The sequence below is a fragment of the Pseudomonas sp. LBUM1679 genome (genome assembly GCF_059695565.1).
Window position 1 is genome coordinate 5,468,059 of the sequence record NZ_CP166774.1, and the last position, 24,335, is coordinate 5,492,393.

The following is a 24,335-nucleotide window of genomic DNA, read 5'->3' on the forward strand; positions in this document are numbered from 1 at the left end:
CGCGCCAGGTTCAGGTGAGCGGCGCGAAAAGCGCCAACACAGTTGTCCTAGTCGGCAAGAGCGCGCTGACGCTCGGCCTCGTAAAGCGGTCGGACAAGGGCGAATTCGCCGTCAATTTCGCCCACCAGTTGTTCAACGCCGGCGAGGCGTTTCTGCTTGGCGCATTGCTCCAGCTCATGGCACAACCGGGCCAGGCGAATGGCGCCCATGTTGCTGCTGCTGCCCTTGAAACTGTGGGCAGCATTCATCAGTTGCTGGGCATCGTCTGCCTTGTGCAACAGTACCAGGCGTTCTTCAGCGTCAGCGAGAAAGGTATCCAGCAACAGCGGATACTCATCCTCCATGACTTCTTGCAACGCGCTCAGCACGTCGCGGTCCAGATGTGTGTCAGCCACTTGCTCACTCCTTGATCAAGAATGCGTGGATTATGCCAGAGCCTCCCAGAAAAATTCCACGCGGGCACTTCGACCATCGTCGAACCAGCTGGCATTACGGCTCAATTGACGGATCAGACCGATGCCACGTCCCGACAGACGGACACCATCAGCGGGCAGCTGCAGCACCCGATCGACATCAAAACCCTTGCCACTGTCTTCAACGCGAACCGTCAGGCAACCGCCTTCGCCCTTCGGTGTCACCTGCAGATGTACCCGGATGAAGCCATCGCGCAACTCATCCAGGCGCGTATTGCGCTGTTGATAATAGCGGGTAAAACCCGAGGCATCCCGTTTGAGGCTGGAGTCCAGGCCCAGTACGCCATGCTCCAGGGCGTTGGAATACAGTTCCGCCAGCACACTGTAAAGCGCCCCGCTTTGCGCCCGCAGCCCATGGACCTCAAGCAGCAACTGCAACAGAGAGGGCAGCGGGTTGAAGCGCTTGAGCGTGGCCGCGCGAAACTCGAAACACACCGACCAGTCCAGCGGACAGGACTGGCCACTGTCGGAATACACCATCGCCGGCGGGCTCATCTGCGCCGCCTCCAGCAAGCTGACCTCGACCATGCTGACGTCGTCACGGGCTTCGCCGCGAAAATCGCGCAGCGCCTGCTCGATCTCGGCGAACAACTCATCAGGCTGACGATTGGCGGCAAACACCTGCTGCAGTCGCTCGACACCAAACAGTTGATCCTGGGTATCGCAGGTATCGAGCACGCCGTCGGATAACAGAAACACCCGATCGCCGACGGCCATCGGCAACACTTCAGTGCGATCGTCAAAGGTTTGCGGGCTCAGCACACCGAGCGGCAAGTGCCGAGCCTTGAGCGGCGTGCGCTCACCCGTGGCGATGCTGTGCAGGTAACCGTCCGGCATCCCGCCGTTCCACACCTCCACCGAACGCCGCTGAAAACTCAGGCACAGCAGCGTGGCACAGCAGAACATGTCCACCGGCAGGATGCGCTTGAGCTTGGCATTCATCTCGCGCAAGGTTTCGGCCAGGCCGTAGCCCTTGGCCGTCATGCCATAAAAGACTTCAGCCAGGGGCATGGCCCCGACCGCCGCCGGCAAGCCATGGCCGGTGAAATCCCCGAGCAATACATGCATGTCGCCGGCCGGGGTGAACGCGGCCAGCAGCAAGTCACCGTTGAACAGCGCGTAGGGCGATTGCAGGTAGCGGATATTCGGCGCATTCAGGCAACCGGAATGGGCCACCTTGTCGAATACGGCCTTGGCCACCCGCTGCTCATTGAGCAGGTGATGGTGATGCCGGGCGATCTGGTCACGCTGCTGCAACACGGTGGCCTGCAACCGGCGCAAGCGGTCCATCGCCTTGATTTTGGCGGCGAGGATCACCTGGTTGTAGGGCTTTGCCAGAAAGTCGTCGCCCCCAGCCTCCAGACAGCGCGCCAGGGCTTCGCTTTCGGTGAGCGACGTCAGAAAGATGATCGGCACCAGGGTTTCGCCGGCCAACGCCTTGATCTGCTGTGCCGCCTCGAAGCCGTCCATCACCGGCATCATCGCGTCCATCAACACCAGCTGCGGGCGTTGCTGACGGAACGCTTCGACCGCCTCGGCACCGTTGGCGGCCGTCAGCACTGCATGGCCCTGGCGCCGGACGATGCTCGACAGCAGCATGCGATCGGCCGCGCTGTCTTCGGCGATCAGGACCGTCAGCGATTCGAGCGGCGCCTGCATGCCGCTCAACTGATGTCGAACAGTTTGTCGAAATTGGAGATGGCGAGGATCTTCTTCACGTCGGAACTGCTGTTGACCACGCGAATGTCGGAATCGTCGCCACCGGCGTGATCGCGCAGCAAGAGCAACATGCCCAGTGCCGAACTGTCGAGGTAGGTGGCTTCTTTCAAGTCGACGACGACGGCGGAGAGTTTCTTGTCCTCGTAGGAGTCACGAAACTCCTGATGCTTGGCGAAATCGAATCGTCCCTTGATCGAAATCGTCAGCTTTTGTCCATCGGGGGATACTTCTGATAAGACTGACATGAACGGCTTCCTTGTCATTGGGGAACGTACGTGTAGAAGGTTTAGCACTTGGCGGGGGTGGGGGCAAGGCTGGTAGTTGTGGTGGGGCCGAGGACGCCTTCGCGGGCAAGCCTCGCTCCTACAGGGTTTTGTGTCGTTCACAACATATGAATACGACACAAAACCTGTGGGAGCGGGCTTGCCCGCGATGAACGATAACGCGGTCTTACCGATTCAATACGGATCCTGCCGCGGCAACCGCTGCGACAATTCATCCAGCAGCTTCTGCTCGCGTTTGTCTTCCAGCCGTCGCGCCTCGTCCATGTAACGCTGAACCAGCTTGCGCAATCCTTCGACCCGGGCATACGCCTGCTGCCAGGTTTCCCGTGCCTTGTTCAGATTGTTCTGATGCCAGGTCAGGCTCTGTCGTTGCTGATCGATGGCCGTGCCCAGTTGCGCGAGGAAGCCTTGATACCCCAGCAACCATTGACCGGAAACGCCGCTGCTGCCGCGCACGATCCATTGCTCCTGGTAGTCGAGCCGAAACGCTTCGAGGTCGGCGAGTTTGCTTTCGGCCAGACGGACCTGCCCTTGAAAATGCCCCAGGCGCTGGACCGCGGCTTTCTCGACCTTTTCCGCCATGTCCACCACCGGTGCCAGGCGGGCTGCGCGACTCTGGGCCATGGCCGGTTAGCCGCCGGCCGCAGGGGCAAAGATCGAACCCAGGTAGGCTTCGCTTTCACCCAGGCTGATGCTGTCGTTCAGGCCCTGGCGCTGGTACTTGACCAACTGCGGTTGCAGGGCAATCGCCAGGTCGGTTTCCCGATCACCGCCGGCGACGTAGGCGCCGACGCTGATCAGGTCGCGACTCTGCTGATACCGCGACCACAATTGCTTGAAGTACTGGGCGCGGGCCATGTGTTCGGCTGACACCACCGACGGCATGACCCGGCTGATGGATGCTTCGATATCGATCGCCGGGTAGTGGCCTTCCTCGGCCAGGCGTCGGGACAGTACGATGTGCCCGTCGAGCACGCCTCGCGCCGAGTCGGCAATCGGATCCTGCTGATCGTCGCCTTCGGACAACACGGTGTAGAACGCGGTGATCGAACCGCCGCCCTTCTCGGCATTGCCGGCGCGCTCCACCAGTTTCGGCAACTTGGCGAACACCGACGGCGGATAACCCTTGGTCGCGGGCGGTTCGCCGATGGCCAGGGCGATTTCCCGCTGGGCCTGGGCGAATCGGGTCAGGGAGTCCATGAGCAACAGCACGTTCTTGCCCTTGTCGCGGAAATATTCGGCGATGCGCGTGCAGTACATGGCCGCGCGCAGACGCATCAGCGGCGCATCGTCCGCGGGCGACGCCACCACCACCGAACGCTTGAGGCCTTCTTCACCGAGGCTGTGCTCGATGAATTCCTTGACCTCACGACCGCGCTCACCGATCAGCCCGACCACGATGATGTCGGCCTCGGTGAAGCGGGTCATCATGCCCAGCAGCACACTCTTGCCCACGCCCGTACCGGCAAACAACCCGAGGCGCTGGCCGCGACCGACCGTCAACAAGCCGTTGATGCAACGAATGCCCACGTCCAGCGGTTCGCTGATCGGTTCACGCTTGAGCGGGTTGATGGTCGGGCCGTCCATCGGCACCCAGTCTTCGGCCTTCATCCCGCCCTTGCCGTCCAGCGCCCGACCGGCGCCATCGAGCACCCGTCCGAGCATGCTCATGCCCATCGGCAAGCGACCGGTATCCGCCAGCGGAATCACGCGCGCACCGGGGGCGATACCGGCGACGCTGCCGACCGGCATCAGAAAGACTTTGTTGCCGGAGAAGCCCATGACTTCGGCTTCGACCTGCACCGGGTGGTAACTGTCGTCGTTGATCACCATGCAGCGGCTGCCCATGGCGGCGCGCAAGCCTTCGGCTTCGAGGGTCAGGCCGACCATGCGCAGCAGGCGGCCTTCGAGGATCGGCGCGCCGGCCAGCGTGGTGGCCTCGGCATAACTGCCCAGGCGCTTGGCGAAGCTGGTGCGGTCAAGGCGCATCGGGCAGGTCCAGTGCGGGGGCGGCTGCCGGTGTGTTGCCCGTCGGCAGCTCCAGGCTCAGGTCCGGCGCCGCCGGGTGCAGCACCTGTTCGTGCAGTTGATCGAACAGCTTGTCCATGACCCGCGTAACCCGGGTTTCAATCGACGCGTCAATGCGACTGTGCTCGGTCTCGACCCGGCAACCACCGGGCAACAAGGCCTCGTCCTCGACGATGCGCCAGGTTTCTTCATGACGCTCGCGCAGGGCTTTGACCTGGGCGAAATCTTGCGGATTGATGTACAGCCGCACATTGCCCACGCCCAATGGCAACAGTTTGAGGGCATCGCGCATGACGTGTTCGATCTGTGTCGAGTCGATGGCCAGTTCGCGCTGAATCACCTGTCGGGTGATGTGCTGCACGAGGTCGACCAGGGACTTCTCGATCTCGGTGTCCTGCTCGGCAATGGGTTCCAACAGGTGGCCCATCAGCTTTTCCAGCGCGGCAAGTTTCGCCGCCAGCGCCACTTCGGCTTCCTGGCGGACCTTGAGCGTGGTGCTGTGAAAGCCCTCCCGCTCGCCGGTGGCAAAACCTTCGTTGTAGGCTTCCTGGCGAATGCTTTCGAGCTCTTCGAGGGTCAGCGGCTGGACCTCCTCCAGCGGCACCTCCTGCATGGCCGGCGGCTCGGGTTCAGGCTCCGGTTCGGGCTCGGGGACGTACGGATCGAAACTGGGCAACGACCAGATATCGACACCCCTGACGTCCTTGGCTCGGATCAGGTCGGTCTGGGACTCATCATGTTCAGTCGACATAGTGATGTCAGATCATCTCTTCGCCGCCCTTCCCGCCGAGAACGATTTCTCCGGCTTCGGCCATACGGCGGGCAATGGTGAGGATTTCTTTCTGCGCGGTTTCCACGTCGCTGACGCGCACCGGGCCCTTGGCCTCGAGATCATCGCGCAACAATTCGGCCGCCCGCTTGGACATGTTCTTGAAGATCTTGTCCTTGACGTTTTCGTCCGAGCCCTTGAGGGCCAGCACCAGCACATCGGAGGACACTTCGCGCAGCAATGCCTGGATCCCGCGGTCGTCGACATCGGCCAGGTTGTTGAACACGAACATCAGGTCTTCGATCCGGCCGGACAGGTCTTCGTCGACTTCGCGGATCGAGTCCATCAACTGGCCTTCCACCGAGCTGTCGAGGAAGTTCATGATGTCGGCCGCGCGCTTGATGCCACCCAGGTTGGTACGCGAGGCATTCGAGGCGCCGGAGAACTGCTTCTCGAGAATCTGGTTGAGCTCTTTCAGGGCGGCTGGCTGCACGGTGTTGAGCGCAGACACGCGCAAGATAATGTCCAGGCGCACCTTGTGGTCGAAGTTGCCCAGCACCTCACCCGCCTGGTCCGGGTCGAGATAGGCGACCACGATGGCCTGGATCTGCGGGTGCTCATAACGGATCACGTCGGCGACGGCACGCGGTTCCATCCACTTCAGGCTGTCGAGGCCACTGGTGTTGCCGCCCAGCAGGATGCGGTCGATCAGGCCGTTGGCCTTTTCTTCGCCCAGGGCCTGGGTCAGCATTTTGCGCACGTAGTCGTCGGAGCCGACGCCCAGGCTGGTCTGGTCGCCGACGATCTCGACGAACTCGCTCATCACCTGCTCGACCTGCTCGCGGTGCACGTTGCCCATCTGCGCCATGGCCACGCCCACGCGCTGCACCTCTTTCGGACCCATGTGGCGCAACACCTGGGCGGCGTCGGTGGAGCCCAGGGACAGCAGCAGGATCGCGGCTTTGTCGACCTTGGACAGTTTGGCGGCAACGGCTCTATCATTCATCTGCGTTAATCCACTCTTTCACGACCTGGGCCACACGACCCGGGTCTTCTGCCACCAGACTCTTGATTGCATTCAACTGGGCGTCATAGCCTTCGCTCGGGCTTGGCAGCAGGATGCTGGTCGGGCCGCCAAGGCTGACGCGATCGTTGGCCAGTTCGCCATCCAGACCGCCCATGCCACCCAATTCGACATCGTTGCCGACGGCCAGCTGCCTGCCTTTTCCGCCGTTGGTGATGTTGTTGAGGACCGGACGCAGCACACCGAAGACCAGCACCAGGATGAACAGGATGCCCAGCACTTGCTTGATCACATCCCAGAACCACGGCTGGGAGTAGAACGGCACATCGGCAATCACTTCGGCACGCTCGGCGGAGAACGGCATGTTGATCACGCTGACGCTGTCGCCACGGCTGGCGTCGAAACCGACGGCGTCCTGCACCAGACGGGTGAAGCGCGACAATTCATCGGCGGTCCACGGCGCACGGGTGGTTTCACCGTTGGCCGGGTTGATCCTGACCTGATCGTCCACCACCACCGACACCGACAGGCGATTCAAACGGCCCTGCTGCTGTTTGGTGTGGCTGATGGAACGGTCGAGCTCGAAGTTACGGGTGGACTGTGAACGCTTGTCCGCCGGGTACGGGGCAAGCATCGGCTGGCCGGTGGCCGGGTCCATGATTTGCTGACCGTTGGCGTCCAGCAGCGGCTGCCCAGGCTGGACCATGCCGGCCGACGCGGTGCCGCCACCGGTGGTTGCAGGCGCGGACGCCGGCGATGGCGGCTGGTTGCTCAGGGCACCCGGCACGCCTTGCGGGCCATTGCTGGTGGTGCGTTGTTCGTTCACCGATTGTTCGCTGCGCAACGCCGGCTGGTCCGGGTTGAACTGCTCGGAGGTCGACTCGACGGCACTGAAATCCACATCGGCCGAGACTTCGGCTTTGTAACGATCATTGCCCAGCACCGGTTGCAGGATGTTATGCACGCGCTGGGTGAGCATGCTTTCCATGCGGCGGCTGTAGTCGAACTGCTTGCCGGCCATGGTCAGCTCGGAATTTTCCGCCTGATCGGACAGCAGGTTGCCCTTCTGATCGACCACGGTGACCTGGGATTTGCTCAGTTCAGGCACGCTGGTGGCGACCAGATTGATGATCGCCAGCACCTGGCCAGGTTCCAGGGAACGGCCGGAATACAGCTCGATCAGCACCGATGCACTGGGCTTGCGCTCATCGCGCACGAACACCGAGCTTTTCGGAATGGCCAGGTGCACGCGTGCACCCTTGACGTTGTTCAGGCTGGAGATGGTCCGTGCCAGTTCGCCTTCCAGGCCGCGCCGATAGCGGGTCGCTTCCATGAACTGGCTGGTGCCCAGGCCCTGGTCCTTGTCGAGGATTTCAAAACCGATATTGCCGTCGCTGGGAGTGACACCAGCGCCCGCGAGCTTGAGGCGCGCGCGGGACAGGTCTTCGGCCTTGACCAGCAAGGCGCCGGAATTGGGTTCGACGGAGTAGGCAATATCGGCGGCCGCCAGGGTATCCATGACCTGCTTGGCGTCCATCCCGGCGAGGCTGCCGTACAGCGGCCGGTAGTCCGGTTGCTGCGACCACAACACCACGGCAAAGCCAATCGCCACGCTCGCCGCCAGACCGACCAACAGGCCCACCTGACGCAGCATGGTCATCTCGGAGAGATTTTCCAGAAAGGACAAGCCGAACAGCGGCGCTTTGCCGCCTATCGGAGTGGTCCTGGCCGGAACGTTATCAGCGCCTGGTTCTGCCATGACTGGATATCGTCCTTAAACCGGCATCTGCATGATGTCTTGGTAGGCCTGAACCAGCTTGTTACGGACTTGGGTGATCGCCTGGAACGACACACCGGCTTTTTCCTTGGCAATCATCACGTCGGTCAGATCGACACCGCTTTTGCCGATCTCGAACGCCGTGGACAACTGGCTGGAGGCCTGCTGGGTTTCGTTCACTTTATTGACGGCCTGACCGAGCATGTCGGCAAAGCTGCTGCCCGGCAGTTGCGGGACGGCAGCCGTCGGTTTCGGCGCAGACATGGCATCCATTTGCATGGCCCGCATGTCCAGCATCAACCGATTGAATTCAATACCTTGGCTCATCGTCTACTCTCTCTGGCGACCCGCAATTTTTTGACGCTCACTCAGCGGGTAGTCAGGTGTTAGCAACAAGGGTGCCAGCTCCATGGCCACGAAAAACAAAAGCCCCTGTAGGCTTTGACTCAACCGTTAATCACCGCAAAACATTGTGGGAGCGAGCTTGCTCGCGAAGGCGGCGTGTGAGGTGATACATGTATTGGCTGACACACCGCCCCCCCCTATAGGAGCTGGCTTGCCAGCGAAGGCGGCGTGTCAGGCGACACATGTATTGGCTGACACACCGCCCCCCTGTAGGAGCTGGCTTGCCAGCGAAGGCGGTGTGTCAGGCGACACATGTATTGGCTGATAGACCGTCTTCGCTGGCAAGCCAGCTCCTACAGGGGACCGTGTTGCGGCATGACTGGGTGGTTCGTTTGCGGATCAGGTCGCGAACAGGCAGGCTTCCACATCCATCCCGGCATCGCGCATCTGTGCCAGCTTGTAACGCAAGGTGCGCGGACTGATACCCAAGCGTTCGGCCGCCTCTTTGCGCCGCCCACGCTCGGCGCGCAAGGTATCGATGATCATCTGGAACTCACGGCGCCGCAGATCATCACCCAAGGCCCCGGCAGATTCGGCTTCAATCTCCACCGCGCGCACCGTAGCCAGCGCCGGCAACGGCGCACAGGCCACCGGCCCCGCCAGGCAAAAATCCTGAGGCTGAATCAACCCACCCTGCTGCAGAATCAGCGCCCGCTGAATCGCGTTATCCAGCTCACGCACATTGCCGGGCCATGGATACCCGATCAGACACGCCTGCGCCTCGGGCGACAGGCGCGCCGCGGCATGCTTCATCTTGTGAACGTGCTTGGCCAGCAAACGCTCGGCCAGCGGCAGGATATCCGCGGTGCGCTCGCGCAACGGACGCCAGGCCAGCGGAAACACCGACAGCCGATAGAACAGGTCTTCACGAAAGCGCCCCGCCGCCACTTCCGCGGCCAGGTCACGGTTGGTGGTGGCAACCACCCGAATATCCAGAATGATCGGCTTGCGCGCACCCACCCGCTCGACCTCCCGCTCCTGCAACACCCGCAACAACTTGGCCTGCAGGCCCAGGGGCATTTCGGAAATTTCGTCGAGCAGGATGGTCCCGCCGTCCGCCTGTTCGAACTTGCCGGCCTGCGCCGCGATGGCACCGGTGAACGAACCCTTCTCATGACCGAACAGCGTGGCTTCGAGCATGTTGTCGGGGATGGCTGCGCAATTGATCGCAATGAACGGCTGACTGGCGCGCCGGGAGTGCTGATGGATGTACCGCGCCAGCACTTCCTTGCCGGTCCCGGACTCCCCGGAAATCAGCACCGTGGAATCACTGCGCGCGACCCGCGCGGCCAATTCCAGCAACTGTGCACTGGCCGGCTCGAACGCGATCGGCCCCTCGCCTTCGCTCGCACCGAGACTGCCAAGCGCATGCCGCGCCACCAGATCGAGCAAGGTCTTGGGCTCGAACGGCTTGACCAGATAATCCGCCGCGCCCTGACGCATCGCATCGACTGCCCGCTCCACCGCGCCGTGGGCCGTCATCAGCAACACCGGCAATTGCGGCTGGCGCGCCCGCAGCAAGCCGAGCAGCTGATGACCATCCATGCCCGGCATGTTGACGTCGCTGAGCACCAGATTGAACGCCTCGACACTGACGGCAGCCAGCGCCTCCTCCGCCGACCCCACCGCGATGTAAGCGTGACCGCCGAGCATCAGCGTATCCGCCAGCGCTTCGCGCAATGCGCGGTCGTCCTCGACCAGCAACACCTTGATCGCCATGTTGTTCATTGCGCCCCCTGAACGCGGGGCTTGTCAGCCGAAAAAAGCGGCAGGCTCACCAGCGCGCAGGTGCCGCGGCCCGGCCGCGAGCGCAGCTGCAATTCGCCCTGGTGGGCCCGCGCCACCGCCTTGACCACGGTCAGGCCGAGGCCGGTGCCGGTGGCCTTGGTGGTGAAAAACGGCTCGCCCAGGCGGGCCAGCACCTGGCTGTCGATGCCACTGCCGCTGTCACTGACCGCGACCCGCAAGTTGTTGTCGCGGGTATACAGATGGACTTTCAAACGCACATCACCGGCACTGGCCTGAATTGCGTTCTCGATCAGATTCAGCAGGGCGCCGACCAGGGTGTCGCGATTGCACAGCAGCTCGCCCGAATGGCTGTCGCACTGCCAGCGGATCGGCAACGCCTGCACCTGGGTCAGCGCCGCCGCCTGCAGCGACTGCAAGAGCATTTTCGGCGTAATGCGATCGGTCAGCGGCAGCTCGCCGCGGGCGAACACCAGCATGTCGCGCACCTGATGTTCGAGCTCGTGCAAACGCTCTTTGAGGCGCCCGGCAAACCGTTGCTGGGTCTCGACCGGCAGCGTTTGCTCAGTCAAATGACTGGCATAGAGCAAGGCCGCGGACAACGGCGTGCGAATCTGATGGGCCAGCGAGGCGACCATGCGCCCCAGGGACGACAGCCGTTCGTGGCGCGCCAGTTGATCCTGCAGGTGCCGGGTTTCGGTCAGGTCGTTGAGCAACACCAACTGCCCCGGCTCGGCATCCAGCGAGCGCGTGGCGATCGACAGGCGCCGACCATCCTTCAGGGAGATTTCATGGCCATCGTCTTCCCGGGGCGCAAAGCAGCGGGCAATGACCTGCCGCCACAACTCGCCTTCGAGGGGCAGCCCCAGCAACTCACAGGCCGCGGGATTGGCTTCGCGCACGATGCCCTGGGCATCGATGACGATGACGCCGCCGGGCAACAGATCGAGGAGGTTTTGCAGGCGGTTGGCCAGGCGTTCTTTTTCCGCCAGTTCCTGCATGCGCTGGGCGCTGACCACTTCCAGCTCACCCTTGAGCTCGGTGACCCGGGCTTCGAGCATGCTGTAGGAGTCAGTCAATTGACTCGACATCTGGTTGAACAGCGCGAACGACTGCTCAAGGCCAAGCCGGCTGGCCTGCTCTACGGACGACGGGGACCCCGAAGCGTCAGGGACAGGAGACAACTGGGCGGCTTGGGGCATCGTGTGCTCACTCGCTGGGCTGGACCGTCAGATAAACGGAACGTTGCGAGAGCTATAGCAATACCCGTGCCTGAAAACAGTTAAGGAAACTGTAGGAGCTGGCTTGTCCGATCGCCGCACCGCTGCGAAGGCGGCGTGTCAGGCGATACATAAACCGGCTGCTGCATCGCGCACGTGTAGGAGCTGGCTTGCCAGCGAAATCGGTCTATCGGCCAATACATGTGTTGACTGACATACCGCCTTCGCTGGCAAGCCAGCTCCTACAGAGAGGGGCGAAACAGGCGTCAATCCTCCGCCTGTTCATCACCTTCACGCCGGCTCATGCCGTACTTGCGCATCTTCTCCACCAGTGTGGTGCGACGGATACGCAGGCGTTCCGCGGCGCGCGCGACAATGCCATTGGCATCATCCAGCGCCTGCTGAATCAGCCCTTGCTCCAGACCACCCAGGTAGTCCTTCAGGTCCAGGCCTTCCGGCGGCAGCAGCGCGTTGGCACCGAAGTCCGGGGTATGCCCGTTGATAGCCACCCGCTCTTCGAGATCACTGCGCAGGCTGTCGACCAGTTGCTCGTCTTCATCATCGACATAGCGGAATTTCTTCGGCAGCTCAATCACGCCAATCACCCCGTAGGGATGCATGATCGCCATGCGCTCCACCAGGTTGGCCAGTTCGCGGACGTTACCCGGCCAGCCGTGACGACACAACGACATGATCGCCGCAGAATTGAAACGAATCGAACCGCGCTTTTCGTGCTCCATGCGCGAGATCAGCTCGTTCATCAGCAGCGGAATATCTTCGACACGCTCGCGCAGCGGCGCCATCTCGATCGGGAACACGTTCAGGCGGTAATACAGGTCTTCGCGGAACGAGCCGATCTCGATCATGCTTTCGAGATTCTTGTGGGTCGCCGCGATGATGCGCACATCGACGCTCTGGGTCTTGTTGCTGCCCACGCGCTCGAAGGTGCGCTCCTGCAACACGCGCAACAGCTTGACCTGCATCGGCAGCGGCATGTCGCCGATTTCATCGAGGAACAGAGTGCCGCCGTTGGCCAGTTCAAAGCGCCCGGCCCGGCTGGTGATCGCCCCGGTAAAGGCGCCCTTCTCATGGCCGAACAATTCGCTTTCCAGCAACTCGGCCGGAATCGCCCCGCAATTGACCGGCACGAACGGCGCGTCACGTCGCTTGGAGTGGTAATGCAGGTTGCGCGCGACCACTTCCTTGCCGGTGCCGGACTCACCGAGGATCAGCACGCTGGCATCAGTGTCGGCGACTTGCTGCATCATCTGCCGCACGTGCTGAATCGCCCGGCTGGTGCCGACCAGACTGCGGAAAAGATTGGGTTCGCGATGCCGACCGCGCTCGCGCGCCTGGTCATACATCTCGCGATAGACCTGGGCACGGTGCAACGAGTCGAGCAATTTGCTGTAGCTGGGGGGCATTTCCAGGGTCGACAGCACGCGACGACGCAAGTCTTCCGGCAAGTCAGCGGAAGAATTATCGCCCATCAACAACACCGGAAGGAACTCATCCCAAGTCGAGAGTGTCTTTAACAAGCCCAGCAGTGCGCCAGGCGCACTGACCGTGCCGATGAGGACACAGATGACTTCACGACTTGACGACAACGAGCCGACCGCCTGCTGCCAGTCATGGCTGCCGCAGGGTAAATTTTCTTCACCGAGAAAATTCAAAATCACCGCCAGATCCCGGCGGCGAACGCTATCGTCATCGATCAGCAGAATTTTGGTTTCACGCCACATGCAATAGCTACTTCCCTAGTCAACCCGGTGCCCGAAATGAGTGGGCAAGCCAGACGCTCGCAGACCGAAAAGCCTGTACGCGTCTGAAATCTGGAAACAGCCACTAGTTAAGTCAAAAAACCGTGCACAGTCAAATTTATGGCGCAGTACAATTTGGACTAATGTCGGTTTTTCAACCGAACAGATGGTAAACCTTTGCCGCGTTCTTCGCTTGGGTCATCTGGGACATTTCGTCGACTATCGACTGGCGCTCGCCCATCGTCACCGTCAATAAATCCTTGTAGACGGCCAGCAGGCTTTCCAGATTGGTGCGCACCGCCGCCTCGTCGAATGGCGCTTCGGTGAGCACCTCATCGACGCATTCCCGACAGGCCAAATCCAGTTCGCCGATCGCATCCCAATTGCGCTCGGCCAGCGCATCGATGAGGGCTTCGCGGGTTTGTTCAATCCGTTGCAGTGCTTGACTCATGGCGTCATCCTCGAACTAGCCGACTTGTTGATCCGCAATTGCATCCCAGCCGCTTTTGACCGTGATCAACAGGCGGGTCACTTCGTCGATGATTTCAGGGTCGTTTTGCGCATTGGCCAGGGTCAAACGCACAGTCATGTACTCGTACAGGCTGTCCAGCTGCTGCAAGGCGGCCTTGTCTTCAGTCTTTTCTTCATCCAGGCCCTGACGCAAGCCGGTGATGATGTCGATAGCCTTGGTAATCAACAGTGCCTTCTGCGCGAGATCACCACGACTGATCGCACCTTTGGCCTGCGCCATGCGATCCAGACCGCCTTCCATCAGCATTTGAATCAGGCGATGGGGGCTGGCTTCAGAGATCTGAGCGTGGGAATTAACCTTCTGATACTGACGAAGGGCGCGCATCGGGTTCATGTTTCTACCTCATTACAGATGACAGGCAAAATGACTGGGACATGCTCTCTATGTCGACGGTGGCGCGAAAAACTTTAGCCACGAAATAGAGCCAAATCAGTCGTCTTTAGGGTTATTCAAAGAGTTGAGCGTGGTCATGATGCTGGAGCTGCTGGCATTCATCTGCGCGATCAAGGTGTCCATCGCCGTGTATTTGGCGCTCAGGGTGCTTTTCAAGGATTCCATACGGCGATCCAGGTCGCCTTGCTCAGTGGTCAGGTCGGTCAGCTTGGCGTTCAAGTCCGAGGCACGCGATGCCAGCAGGCCGGAGGTGCCAACGTAGGCAGCCGTGGCTTTGGTCATGCGCGTAACCAGACCTGCGTCACCGGTAAACACCTTGGAAATCTCAAGCGCACCGTTAGGCGTCGCCACCGCGGCGTCCCATTTTTTGTCATCCAGGGTCAGCAACCCGGTTTTCTGATCGGTACTGATGCCCATTTGCGACAAGTTGCCGATGCTCGACCCACTGGTGTTTTGCAGCAGTTCGTTGCGAATACCGTTGACCAATTGACGCATGGAAGCATCGCCGGTCAGCGCGCCCGAGGTGGTAGTCGCCGCATCACCCGTCGCCGTGACTTTGGTTTGGGTGTTGATCGAGGTCAGCAGCGCGTTGTACGCCGTCACAAACGACTGAACCGAGGTTTTCAGGGTGCCGGTGTTGGAGGCCACGGTGATGGTCGAGGGTTTGGTGTCGATCAGCTCAAGGCTCACTCCACTGATGGCCGAGGTGATTTTGTTGCTCGACGATTCCATGGCGATGCCATCGATAGTGTATTCGGCGTTAACCGGCGGTTTACCGGCGCTATACCCGGTCGACAACTCAGAATCACCGCTGATGGTAATGTCGGTGCCCTTGCCCGTGGTCTGCGAGCTGATCACCAGGCGTGAGCCATTGGCGTCGGTCAGGACGTTGGCACTGATGCCTTTGGATTGCAGCTGCGTGTTGATCGCGTCACGGGTCTGCTGCATGGTCGCACCAGCCGGGATCGCGACGTTGTAGTCGTTATCGGACTGCGAGATGGTCAGGGTCGTGGACTGCGTACCCGCGTTGACCACCGCCGAAGCACCGCCCTCAAACACCTTGCTGGTCACTTTTGAAGCGGTCGCCAATTGAGTGACATCCAGCGCATAGGTGCCGCTGGAGGCCTTGTCATCAATCGTGACCTTGGAAATTTTCTCGTCAGACGACGAAGCGGCCAACCCGTTGAAGCTGGACACGCTATTGAGCTTGGCAATCGCCGTACGATAGCTTTCGAGCGCGACTTTTACCGTACCCACCGCCGACAACTGAGTCGTGGTACTGGTTTGCAGCTTGGTGATCTGGCTTTGCTTGGGTGCTTTTTCAGCATTCACCAAGGCAGTCACAATCCCGACGGTATCGAAACCTGAACCGACACCCGTAATGGTTGAACTGGCCATCTGTATTCTCCTTAGCCGGTGGCTGCTGCTTTATTGGCGAGCAAGGCCGATTCGGCAGACAGCATCACAATTCGTGCCACCTTCAAACGCTGAAAACCGGAAAAACAAAAGGGCACGTAAACGCGCCCTTCTGTTCTCAACCAAGCGCTGAAATTACTGAAGCAGTTTCATCACAGCGGATGGCAGTTGGTTAGCCTGGGACAGGATCGCAGTGGATGCCTGTTGCAGGGTTTGTTGCTTGGTCAGCTCAGCGGCTTCCGAGGCGAAGTCAGTATCCTGAACGCGACCCAGTGCAGCGGTGGAGTTCTCGGTGATGCTTTGCAGGTTGGCCACGGTGCTGGTCAAACGGTTTTGTACGGCACCCAGAGCGGAACGCTGGGTGTCGATCTGCTGGATCGCGTCGGCCAGAGCCTGAACGGTACGCTGGGAGTCAGCGGCGGTCAGAACGCTCAAGTCGGAAACGGTGGTTTCCATGGTTACGGCTGAGGTAGTGCCAGTGCTACCCGCAGACGGAGTCAGACCAAGTGACTCCAGACCTGTACCTGCGCTGCCATCCTTGATGGTGATGTCCTTATTAGAGAACAACTTCAAAGTACCATCAGTATTTTTGCTGGCAGTTACGCCGGTGCTGGCGCTGTTGATCGAGGATACGATGGTATCGGTGGTATCACCCTTCTTGAACTTGACTTCAACACCATTAAGCTCAATCGACGTATCAGCAGTTAGTTTAGCTTGAGAAGTACCTGCCGACAGACCCAACTGAGCCAACGAGCCACCCTTGGTGTTGGCCAGCTTGACATCGCTGCCGTCTTTGGAAGTCAGCTCGACACGCCCTTCAGCATTGATGGTGGCAGACTTGATACCATCAGCCCCCGCCATTTTGCTCAACACTTGATCAACGGTATCAGTAGCAGCCCAAGCAATTGGCTTGCCATTGATAGAGATCCCGCCGTCAGTGCCGATTGCGGAGTTCCTTGCTAATGGAGCACTTGTTGTTGCAGCTGTAGTTTGTGGGGAAGAAATAGCGGTAAGACCTGCTTTACCCGCGTCAGCACCACCAACGATGATAGCACTGCTCGAAGTCAGCTCCATTGTTCCTGCAGTGTCATCCCACACTGCGGTCACATTGCTGTCAGCAGCCTCGATCGCGGTGGCAAGGTCCGTACCGTTCATACCGTCGGTTACATCAACGGTTTTACCATTGATAGTAATTTTGTCTGTAGCTGCAAGCGCTGAAGTATTAGCAGCCTTGAGACTTTCAACAACTGAACCAGTAGCTGTAGCTTCGGCCAGGATGGGGCTATTGGCAACGTTAAAACCTGCTTTAGCGACAGCCGTACCCGCAAAAGCGATATCTGATGCCGAAGTAAATGTCATTTTCCCAGTAGCGTTATCAAATGTTGCCGTAACAGTTGAGTCTGCAGCATTAATCGCTGTAGCAAGCTCAGCACCTTTCATGCCAGCGGTCAGAGCAACGCCCTTCCCGTTAACCGTCATGGTGTCGCTAGCAACAATCGTCGAAGCTGTAGACCCCACCCCCGTCTGCAGACCTGTTTGGGCAGTACCAGTAGCAGCTGCAATAGCAGTAGTGGTAGTGGTCGTCGAAGAACCTGTCAGCACGGTACCGACGGACGTAGCCGAAAGGTTTTTCATTGCTGCACCGCTCACAGACGCTTCACTGTAAGAACCCTTCAAACCAGTAGCGCTGATATCGCTCATGCCAAACGAAATAGTCTGGTTGGCATCGGAACCGATCTGGAACGCCTGGTTCTGGAACGAGCCGTCCAGCAGGTTACGACCACCGAAGGTGGTGGTTTGGGCGATACGGGTCAGTTCACCGGTTTTCGCCGTGAATTCTTGCTGCAGGGCGGAACGGTCAGCGTCGCTTTTGTCACTGTTCGCGGACTGCAGGGCCAGTTCACGCAGACGTTGCAGAATGTTGGTCGACTCTTGCATCGCGCCTTCAGCGGTCTGTGCAATCGAGGTGCCGTTGTTGGCGTTGGCGATCGCCACGCTCATGCCTTTAACCTGGGAGGTCAGACGGTTGGCGATCTGCATGCCAGCAGCATCGTCTTTGGCGCTGTTGATTTTCAGGCCGGAAGACAGACGGGTCATCGAGGTGCTCAGCGCATCGCCAGCTTTGTTCAGGTTCTTCTGAACAGTCTGGGAGGTGAGGTTGGTATTTACTGACATGGACATGACGAAATCCTCATTGGTTGGGTGCTGCGGCTTCCGGCCCTGGCAACCGCCGGGTGTGGCCTAGAGAACCTTCGTAATGGTTATCGTCGTGAACGCAATTTGCTTGAGGGCTTTTTTCGAATTATTTACTAGCACCGTGCCACTTGTTTAGATTCAAGGGCTTACATTGCCTTGCCCCAAATGCAAAAACGCCCATGACCTTTCGGTCATGGGCGTTTCGGTGTAGCCGTTATTCGCGGATCAAGGGCGGTGGATAATCGCCGAGCCCCAGGACAGGCCCACACCAAAACCACTGATCGCCACTCGCTTCCAGCTGGAATCAAACATGTGCTTTTCCAGCAGCAGCGGAATACTCGAAGACACAGTATTGCCAGTCTCGACCATGTCCTTGATGAACTTCTCCGGCTCGTTTTCAAAGCGCCGCGCCACAGCATCGACAATCGCCGCGCTGCCCTGGTGAATGCAGAACGCATCAACGTCCTGGGAGGTCAGGCCCGACTCATTGAGCAACTCATGCAAATGCGCCGGCACCTTGAGCAAGGCAAAATTGAACACCTGCCGCCCATTCATATAGAACACCCCGTCCGTCACCTTCAGGTGAGGCGCGCCGGAGCCGTCGGTGCCGAACTTGGCCTTGTCCAGCTGCCAGACGGCGTCTTCACCCATCCAGGTGGCCGTGGCGGCGTCGCCGAACAACATGGTGGTGTTGCGATCTTCCGGGTCGACGATCTTCGAATACGGGTCGGCGGTGATCAGCAGGCCATTCTTCAGGCCTGTGGCTTCCATGAAGCCTTTGATGGCGTAGATGCCGTAGACGTAGCCGGAGCAGCCCAGGGAGATGTCGAAGGCCGCGACGTTGGTCGACAGGCCCAGCTTGTCCTGGACGATGGCGGAGGTGTGGGGCAGGCCTTCTTCGTCGCCGTTCTGGGTGACGACGATCAGCACGTCGATGGATTGACGATCGAGTTGCGGATTATTTGCAAACAAGGCATTGGCCGCCTCGACGCAGAGGTCGGAGGTTTCCTGCCCAGCGTCCTTGCGCGGCAGGAACGCCGAACCGATTTTCCCGAGGATGAACTCTTCATCCTTCTCGAATTTCGCGCCCTGAGCATAATTATCCAGCCCACTCGCTGGCACGTAGCTGGCAATGCTTTTTATGCCAATCATTGTGGCTTCCCAATACTAAATAGCTGGAGATCACCGCTCGCAGACCGAGAGGTACTGAAAATACTGGATTTCACCGAGCGAAAAAATACGGTGCAGACGCTTCAGAACCCTGAAAACACGTCCGACAAGGGTCAGCCCCCTGCCCATCCTTTCTGACACAATACAGTGAAGATGCTCATTATGACTCGCAGGTCACGCATTTTGCGTGCCTTGTGCCAAACATCCAGTCACAAACAAGCGATCAGCCTCCAAGCGGAGGGCTGAAACCAGCGACGAATGGAAAAAAGGGCTAGCGAGATAATGCCGTTCAGTTAAGCGAATGCGGCTCACTGTAGGAGCGAGCTTGCTCGCGATGGTCGTAAACGATAACGCGTGTTTACTGGTTAAACGCGGCGCTCTCGAGTCCATCGCGAGCAAGCTCGCTCCCACAAAAAACGGCATTACCCGCGAGAGAGTGCCGGTCATCGAGCAAGGCTCAAAGCTTGTTGAACAGGCTCAGCTGGGCGATTTTCACGAACGCCAGCTGCGAGGCCTGCAGCAGTGATTGCTGGAATGCCAGTTCGATGGATGCCGTGGCAACATCCGTATCACCGATAGCCGCCTGGGTACTGGTGTTGCTCAAGCCCTGGCTGACGTTCTCGGCGCTCTGGATGTCAATGGCGTTCAAGCGCGCACCTATCGACCCTCGAACGTTATCGACCCGTTCACTGGCATTGGACAGGTTGCCGATCGACGCATTTATCGTGTCCTTCAGCTTGATCTGTGCCAGAACGTTGCCATCGGACGGTGTTTCCAGCGCCTGGCGTAACTGACTCAAGGTGTCCAATGCACTTTGCGTCTGGTGGTTGCTGGCTCCTACCACAAACTGATCTTCTGCTTGCGGATCGCCGGTAAAATCAAACTTCACCCCCGCGAACGTGATCGAGCCGGCAGCCAGAACTCCATCCCCGATCTGTTTGCTGTCTGCACCCATAGGCTGGGCATAGACTTGGTAATTGGTGGCATCGGTGAACTTGATGACCACACCGCTGCTGGGAAATCCTTTGACGTAGTCGTCCTGGTTCGTGATGCCGGACGGGGTGATCTGCGCCGTCGAGGCATTGCTTGGTGTCCGTGATGCGTTGAAGCTGTCAGGTTTGCTGCCCAAGGAGAAAGTGTAATCCTTGACCTCCTCATCAGGGGACATTGGCAGGGTGGTCGCAGGATCCACAGGCGCCTTGAGTCGCAAGGTGATGTCGAACTCCACACCCCGCAAGCTGATGGTCGAGCCACCTTCTTTTTTCGAATCGAATATGCCGTTTCCCGACACTTCGGACGTTACATCCTTACCCGTCTTGTCCGCGATGGTGTAATGAGTGCTGTCGACAAACTTCAGTTCGTAAGGTTCTCCAGCCGTAAAACTATTGGTGTAAGCCGCGTTCGACTTCATCAAGCCGGCGGACACTGAAACGGTACCGTCATTAGGCTTCGACGGATCAGGAATCGCCTGGGTGCGCCCCGAGTTGGTCGCCGACTCGAGGATATTTTTACCGGTATCGCTGGTGGCAATGGACAAAGTGTCCGACACCTGAAGATTCAACTGGGTGTCATCACCCTGATAGGCGTAGGTGCCGTCGTTGTTGCGCACATAAGGCGGTGTCGAAGCTTTCGAGCCGGAGAACAGGTAGTTGCCCGACGCGTCCTTGCTGTTGAGCAAGCCCAATACTTGCGCTTCAATCTCGCCTATCTCGCCGGCAATGGTTTTTCGATCGGCATCGCTGTAGCCACCATTACCCGCCTGGAGCGCCAACTCGCGAGCACGCTGCAGCGCGGTGTTGACGCTATCCAGCACACTTTCCTGGGTGGCCAGCGAACTCTTGATGCTGCCCATGTTGGTGCTGTACTGCCCCAGCATCGCTTTCTGCTGTTGCAGCATCAGCAACTGCGACGCGCCCACAGGGTCATCACCGGCACTTTGAATCCGCACACCCGAGGTGATCTGCTCCTGGGTCTTGACGATCGAGGAGAAGTTGTTCTGGTACTTGGCCGCACTCGTCTCAAAGTACTGGGCTGTAGAAATTCGCATCGTCGAATACTCCCTTAAAGACTGTTGATCAGCGTGCTGAAGATTTCTTGCGCGGCCTTGATAATCTGCGACGACGCGGTGTAGTACTGCTGGAACTTGACCAGGTCGGCGGCCTCATCGTCGAGGTTGACCTGGGACACCGAGGCCACCTCGGACTTGGCGCGCGCCAGAATCGCACCGCTCGCCGTGCTGTCGCCAAGGGCCTGGCTGGCCTTGGCGCCGACCTGTCCCACCAGTTGGCTGTAAGCGGTGCCCATGCTCATGCCGGCGTTGCCGTCACTGACACCGACCGTGGCCTTGGTCTGCAAGCCCAACAGTTCGTTGGCATTGCGGTTGTCTTGCTTGCCATCCACGTTGAACGCGACTTCGTACTTGTCATTCTTCGACGGCGCGCCACTGACCGTGGTGTTGAAGGAAAACGATTTGCCGGGGATCGCGGTGCCGGACGCGTCGAGCATCGGCACCTTGATGGTCAGATCGTTGCCTTGGCCGGGAACGATGGTGCCCTTATCAATGCTCTCCCCTTTGGAGTTGAAGACTTCATATGCCTGGCTGCCGCCCACCGCGTCTTTAAACGTCAGCGTCACCGGCATCGAATTTTTGATGCCGGCTTGCAGGCTGGCCAGGTCGGCGCCGCCATAAATATCCAGCGGGATGGACAATGCGGGCGATGTCAGCGCACCGCTGCCACTGTTGCCGGTGCCGCTGGTCGCGACGAGAGGGCCGGCAAACGCCAGCTTGTTCGAGTCGGTCATCTGGGTGGTGATGGAACTCGCGCCGGCAAGGGTCGGCATGACCTTGAACGAATCTCCGGCCTTCAGAGCGCCGCCGTTGAGATCGAGCTTGAAGCCATCGATTTCTGCCGCTGGCGACAGGTCGAAAGCCCCCATCTCCTTGCCATCGGAACGCTTGACCGTGTACTTGTCCGCGGCCGTGAACGTGACCTGATAGTCAAACTTGGACAAAGCACTGGAGTCGGTGATGGTGACGTTGAGGTTGCCGGAACCTTTACTGTTAGTCGAAGCCCCCACACTGCGCTGACTGATGGCGGTAGCACTGTTGATGTTGGAGAACAGCGAAGCACCGAACTCGCCATTGGCATCCAGCCCCTGGCCCAGCTGACGGTTGATCTTGTCGGCAACCACCAGTGCCGTGCGGCCCAGGTCGTTGATCGCCGGCGCCAGCACGTCTTCGCGATAGCGTAGCAACCCACCGATCTTGCCGCCGCTGATGACCGACGTCACGTCACTGACCGACGACGGCGAGTTGACCTGGATATTCAGCTGGCTCTTGTCGATCCCGCTTCTGACGGTCGACAGTGTGTTCGCCGTGTTGCCCATCACCAGCGACTGCCCCGTACCCAGGGAAACGTTGTAACTGCCGTTGTACTCCTGGACGGTGACCCCGACCAATTCATTGAGCGTGCGCACCGCTTCACTGCGGGCATCGAGCAAGTTGCTGGGGCCACTGCCGGTCGAGTTGCCGGCCTGGGAAATTTGCTGGTTCAACGCGGCAATCGACGACGTCAGCTGGTTGACCTTGTCGGTGATCGTGGTCAACTGACTGTTGATGCCTTCGTTCTGCTGCTGCATCTGCGACGCCAGGGCGTTGAAGCGGTTGCTCAACGTTTGCGCATTGGTCAACAGCAACTGCCGCCCGGCGGTGTCGCCCGGCGCACCGGCAGACGTCTGCACCGAGGCAAAGAAGCTGCTCAATACCGCGCTGATGCCGGTGGTCTTGTCGGAGAACAGCTTGTCCAGCGGGCTTACCTGCTCGAGGTAGGCGTTGGCATCGTTACTCAGCGAGGTGGAGGTTTGCAGCTGGTTATCGAGGTAAGCGTTATAGACCCGACGCACATCGGCCAGGGTCGTACCGCTGCCGATAAACACCCCGCCATTGAGGTGCGAAGTATTACTGCTCTGAATGGTTTGTTGGCGTGAATAGCCGGCGGTGTTGGCGTTGGCAATGTTGTTGCCGACGGTCGCCAATGACACCTGGCTGGCGTTCAGACCCGACATCCCGATATTGAGCAAACTCATGATTCAGACCCTTATGCCTATAAAGGCGTGGTGGAAACGCCCGCCGCAGCGTAGTTCTGGTAACTGCTCATCTGCCTGGCTATCTGCGAAATCTTGCTGGCGTAGTCCGGGTCGGTGGCGTAACCGGCCTTCTGCAACTCGCGCACAAATTGTTCCGGGTTATCGGCGGATTTCACGACGTCTTGATAACGATTGTTCGATTGCAGCAAGGTCACCAGGTCATGGAAGCTGTCCTTGTACGAGGAGTAGGAACGGAACTGCGCCGTTTCCTTGACCATTGCGCCATTTCTGAATTCGCTGGTGATCGCCCGCGCCGAATCGCCCTGCCAACTGCTGCCGGCCTTGATGCCGAACAGGTTGTGGCTGCTGCTGCCGTCCTGGGCACGCATGACCGATTTGCCCCAGCCGGTTTCCAGGGCGGCCTGGGCCACCAGGTAACGCGGATCGACGCCGATGCGGTCGGCGGCTTCCTTGGCCATGGGCAGCATGGTGTTGACGAATTCGTCGGCGGAGCTGAAGGCCTTTTTCGCCGGTGCCAGGGGGATTTGCGCCATGGATCGACCATGGACCTGCAGGCGCCCGCTGGCGGTGGTATCGGTTTGTGCGGTCAGCCAGTCGCCGTTGTACAGGGGGCCGGCGCCGGTTGGGGTGCTTGGTAGCTGGGCCTTGTTCAGCGCTGTGGTGGCGGACGACGCCGTGGTCGATGTCTTGGTCGATGCTGAGGGCACCAGCCCGGCGAGCAAGCGGTCGGCCAGTTTCGGTGGCAGGGCCAGGCGCCGCTGGTTGATCAGGGCCATGTCGTTGTGATGCGCGCCCTCGCCCGCGCTCGCCGCCGACTGTACCGAGCGCGAAGCCCATAACGGTCGCTCGCCATTGAGGCGCGACAAGGGGCCGTGGGTGGCGGTCGTGCCGGCGGCGATCGGGGTTTCCACCGCGGCTTTGGCGGCAGCCTGTTTGGCGGCGGACGCGGCAGCGGCCTCGCCCGGCGCCAGCGGTTTGTTCTTCGCCATCTGCCGCATCAACACGTCCGCCAGGCCGATGCCGCCGCCTTCGCGGGACATGGATACGGCGAGCTGCTGGTCGTACATTTCCTGGTACTGCTTGGCCGCCGGGGTGTTGAGCGGGTTGTCCTGGCCCAGCGCGTCGGTGGCCGAGCGCATGGATTTGAGCATTTCACCGAGGAACAGCGACTCGAATTCCTGCGCGACCTTGCGCAGGTTGCCGTCGCTGTTCTTGTCGCCGACCTTGAGCTGGTTCAGGCGATTGAGGTCCGAATAGGACCCCGAGTCGCTGCTGCTGACCCCCACACCGCCCTTGCGCATGTCCATGGTCGTCAT

The 24,335-nt window shown here is 59.9% G+C and carries 20 protein-coding genes; all 20 read right to left on the minus strand.

Annotated elements, in window-relative coordinates; genetic code table 11:
* Positions 1-47: 47 nt before the first annotated feature.
* Positions 48-395, minus strand: coding sequence for an Hpt domain-containing protein (locus ACA062_RS24795; RefSeq protein WP_497453430.1), 348 nt, complete (start codon positions 393-395; stop codon positions 48-50).
* 30 nt (positions 396-425) lie between these two features.
* A complete protein-coding gene (locus ACA062_RS24800) occupies positions 426-2,132 on the minus strand; it encodes an ATP-binding SpoIIE family protein phosphatase (protein ID WP_497453431.1) in 1,707 nt (568 codons plus the stop codon).
* Between the two features lie 5 nt (positions 2,133-2,137).
* Positions 2,138-2,437: an STAS domain-containing protein gene (locus ACA062_RS24805; protein WP_497453432.1), complete on the minus strand. Its 300-nt coding sequence runs from the start codon at positions 2,435-2,437 to the stop codon at positions 2,138-2,140.
* 213 nt (positions 2,438-2,650) lie between these two features.
* Positions 2,651-3,100, minus strand: a complete 450-nt coding sequence (gene fliJ / locus ACA062_RS24810; RefSeq protein WP_128869447.1) for a flagellar export protein FliJ — start codon at positions 3,098-3,100, stop codon at positions 2,651-2,653.
* 6 nt (positions 3,101-3,106) lie between these two features.
* The gene (fliI, locus tag ACA062_RS24815) at positions 3,107-4,465 is read right to left on the minus strand and encodes a flagellar protein export ATPase FliI (protein ID WP_497453433.1); all 1,359 of its coding nucleotides are present in this window, start codon (positions 4,463-4,465) and stop codon (positions 3,107-3,109) included.
* Positions 4,455-5,255 (minus strand): flagellar assembly protein FliH, encoded by an 801-nt coding sequence (fliH, locus tag ACA062_RS24820; protein ID WP_497453434.1) that lies wholly within the window; start codon positions 5,253-5,255, stop codon positions 4,455-4,457. The genes fliI and fliH overlap by 11 nt, the downstream gene beginning before the upstream one ends.
* Positions 5,256-5,262: 7 nt before the next feature.
* Positions 5,263-6,279, minus strand: coding sequence for a flagellar motor switch protein FliG (gene fliG, locus ACA062_RS24825; protein WP_497453435.1), 1,017 nt, complete (start codon positions 6,277-6,279; stop codon positions 5,263-5,265).
* The gene (gene fliF / locus ACA062_RS24830; protein ID WP_497453436.1) at positions 6,272-8,056 is read right to left on the minus strand and encodes a flagellar basal-body MS-ring/collar protein FliF; all 1,785 of its coding nucleotides are present in this window, start codon (positions 8,054-8,056) and stop codon (positions 6,272-6,274) included. Before fliF ends, fliG begins: the two co-directional genes overlap by 8 nt.
* Before the next feature lie 15 nt (positions 8,057-8,071).
* On the minus strand, positions 8,072-8,401 hold the full coding sequence (fliE, locus tag ACA062_RS24835) for a flagellar hook-basal body complex protein FliE (RefSeq protein ID WP_064679115.1): 330 nt from the start codon (positions 8,399-8,401) through the stop codon (positions 8,072-8,074).
* 417 nt (positions 8,402-8,818) lie between these two features.
* Positions 8,819-10,198: a sigma-54-dependent transcriptional regulator gene (locus ACA062_RS24840; protein ID WP_497457494.1), complete on the minus strand. Its 1,380-nt coding sequence runs from the start codon at positions 10,196-10,198 to the stop codon at positions 8,819-8,821.
* 5 nt (positions 10,199-10,203) lie between these two features.
* Entirely contained in the window at positions 10,204-11,427 is a 1,224-nt protein-coding gene (locus ACA062_RS24845) for a sensor histidine kinase (RefSeq protein ID WP_497453437.1), read from the minus strand.
* A 284-nt stretch (positions 11,428-11,711) separates the two neighbouring features.
* The gene (locus ACA062_RS24850; protein WP_497453438.1) at positions 11,712-13,187 is read right to left on the minus strand and encodes a sigma-54 dependent transcriptional regulator; all 1,476 of its coding nucleotides are present in this window, start codon (positions 13,185-13,187) and stop codon (positions 11,712-11,714) included.
* Positions 13,188-13,359: 172 nt separating this feature from the next.
* The gene (gene fliT / locus ACA062_RS24855) at positions 13,360-13,656 is read right to left on the minus strand and encodes a flagellar protein FliT (protein ID WP_497453439.1); all 297 of its coding nucleotides are present in this window, start codon (positions 13,654-13,656) and stop codon (positions 13,360-13,362) included.
* 15 nt (positions 13,657-13,671) lie between these two features.
* Entirely contained in the window at positions 13,672-14,070 is a 399-nt protein-coding gene (gene fliS, locus ACA062_RS24860) for a flagellar export chaperone FliS (RefSeq protein WP_497453440.1), read from the minus strand.
* A gap of 96 nt (positions 14,071-14,166) precedes the next feature.
* Positions 14,167-15,528: a flagellar filament capping protein FliD gene (fliD, locus tag ACA062_RS24865; RefSeq protein ID WP_497453441.1), complete on the minus strand. Its 1,362-nt coding sequence runs from the start codon at positions 15,526-15,528 to the stop codon at positions 14,167-14,169.
* Between the two features lie 153 nt (positions 15,529-15,681).
* Positions 15,682-17,727, minus strand: coding sequence for a flagellin N-terminal helical domain-containing protein (locus ACA062_RS24870; protein WP_497453442.1), 2,046 nt, complete (start codon positions 17,725-17,727; stop codon positions 15,682-15,684).
* Between the two features lie 240 nt (positions 17,728-17,967).
* Positions 17,968-18,894 carry a ketoacyl-ACP synthase III gene (locus ACA062_RS24875; RefSeq protein WP_497453443.1) on the minus strand — a complete coding sequence of 309 codons (927 nt, stop codon included), beginning with the start codon at positions 18,892-18,894 and terminating at the stop codon, positions 17,968-17,970.
* 475 nt (positions 18,895-19,369) lie between these two features.
* The gene (locus ACA062_RS24880) at positions 19,370-20,959 is read right to left on the minus strand and encodes a flagellar hook-associated protein 3 (RefSeq protein WP_497453444.1); all 1,590 of its coding nucleotides are present in this window, start codon (positions 20,957-20,959) and stop codon (positions 19,370-19,372) included.
* A gap of 14 nt (positions 20,960-20,973) precedes the next feature.
* Complete coding sequence (gene flgK, locus ACA062_RS24885; RefSeq protein WP_497453445.1) at positions 20,974-22,998, minus strand: flagellar hook-associated protein FlgK; 2,025 nt, start codon at positions 22,996-22,998, stop codon at positions 20,974-20,976.
* A gap of 17 nt (positions 22,999-23,015) precedes the next feature.
* Entirely contained in the window at positions 23,016-24,326 is a 1,311-nt protein-coding gene (gene flgJ, locus ACA062_RS24890) for a flagellar assembly peptidoglycan hydrolase FlgJ (RefSeq protein ID WP_497453446.1), read from the minus strand.
* Between the last annotated feature and the right edge of the window lie 9 nt (positions 24,327-24,335).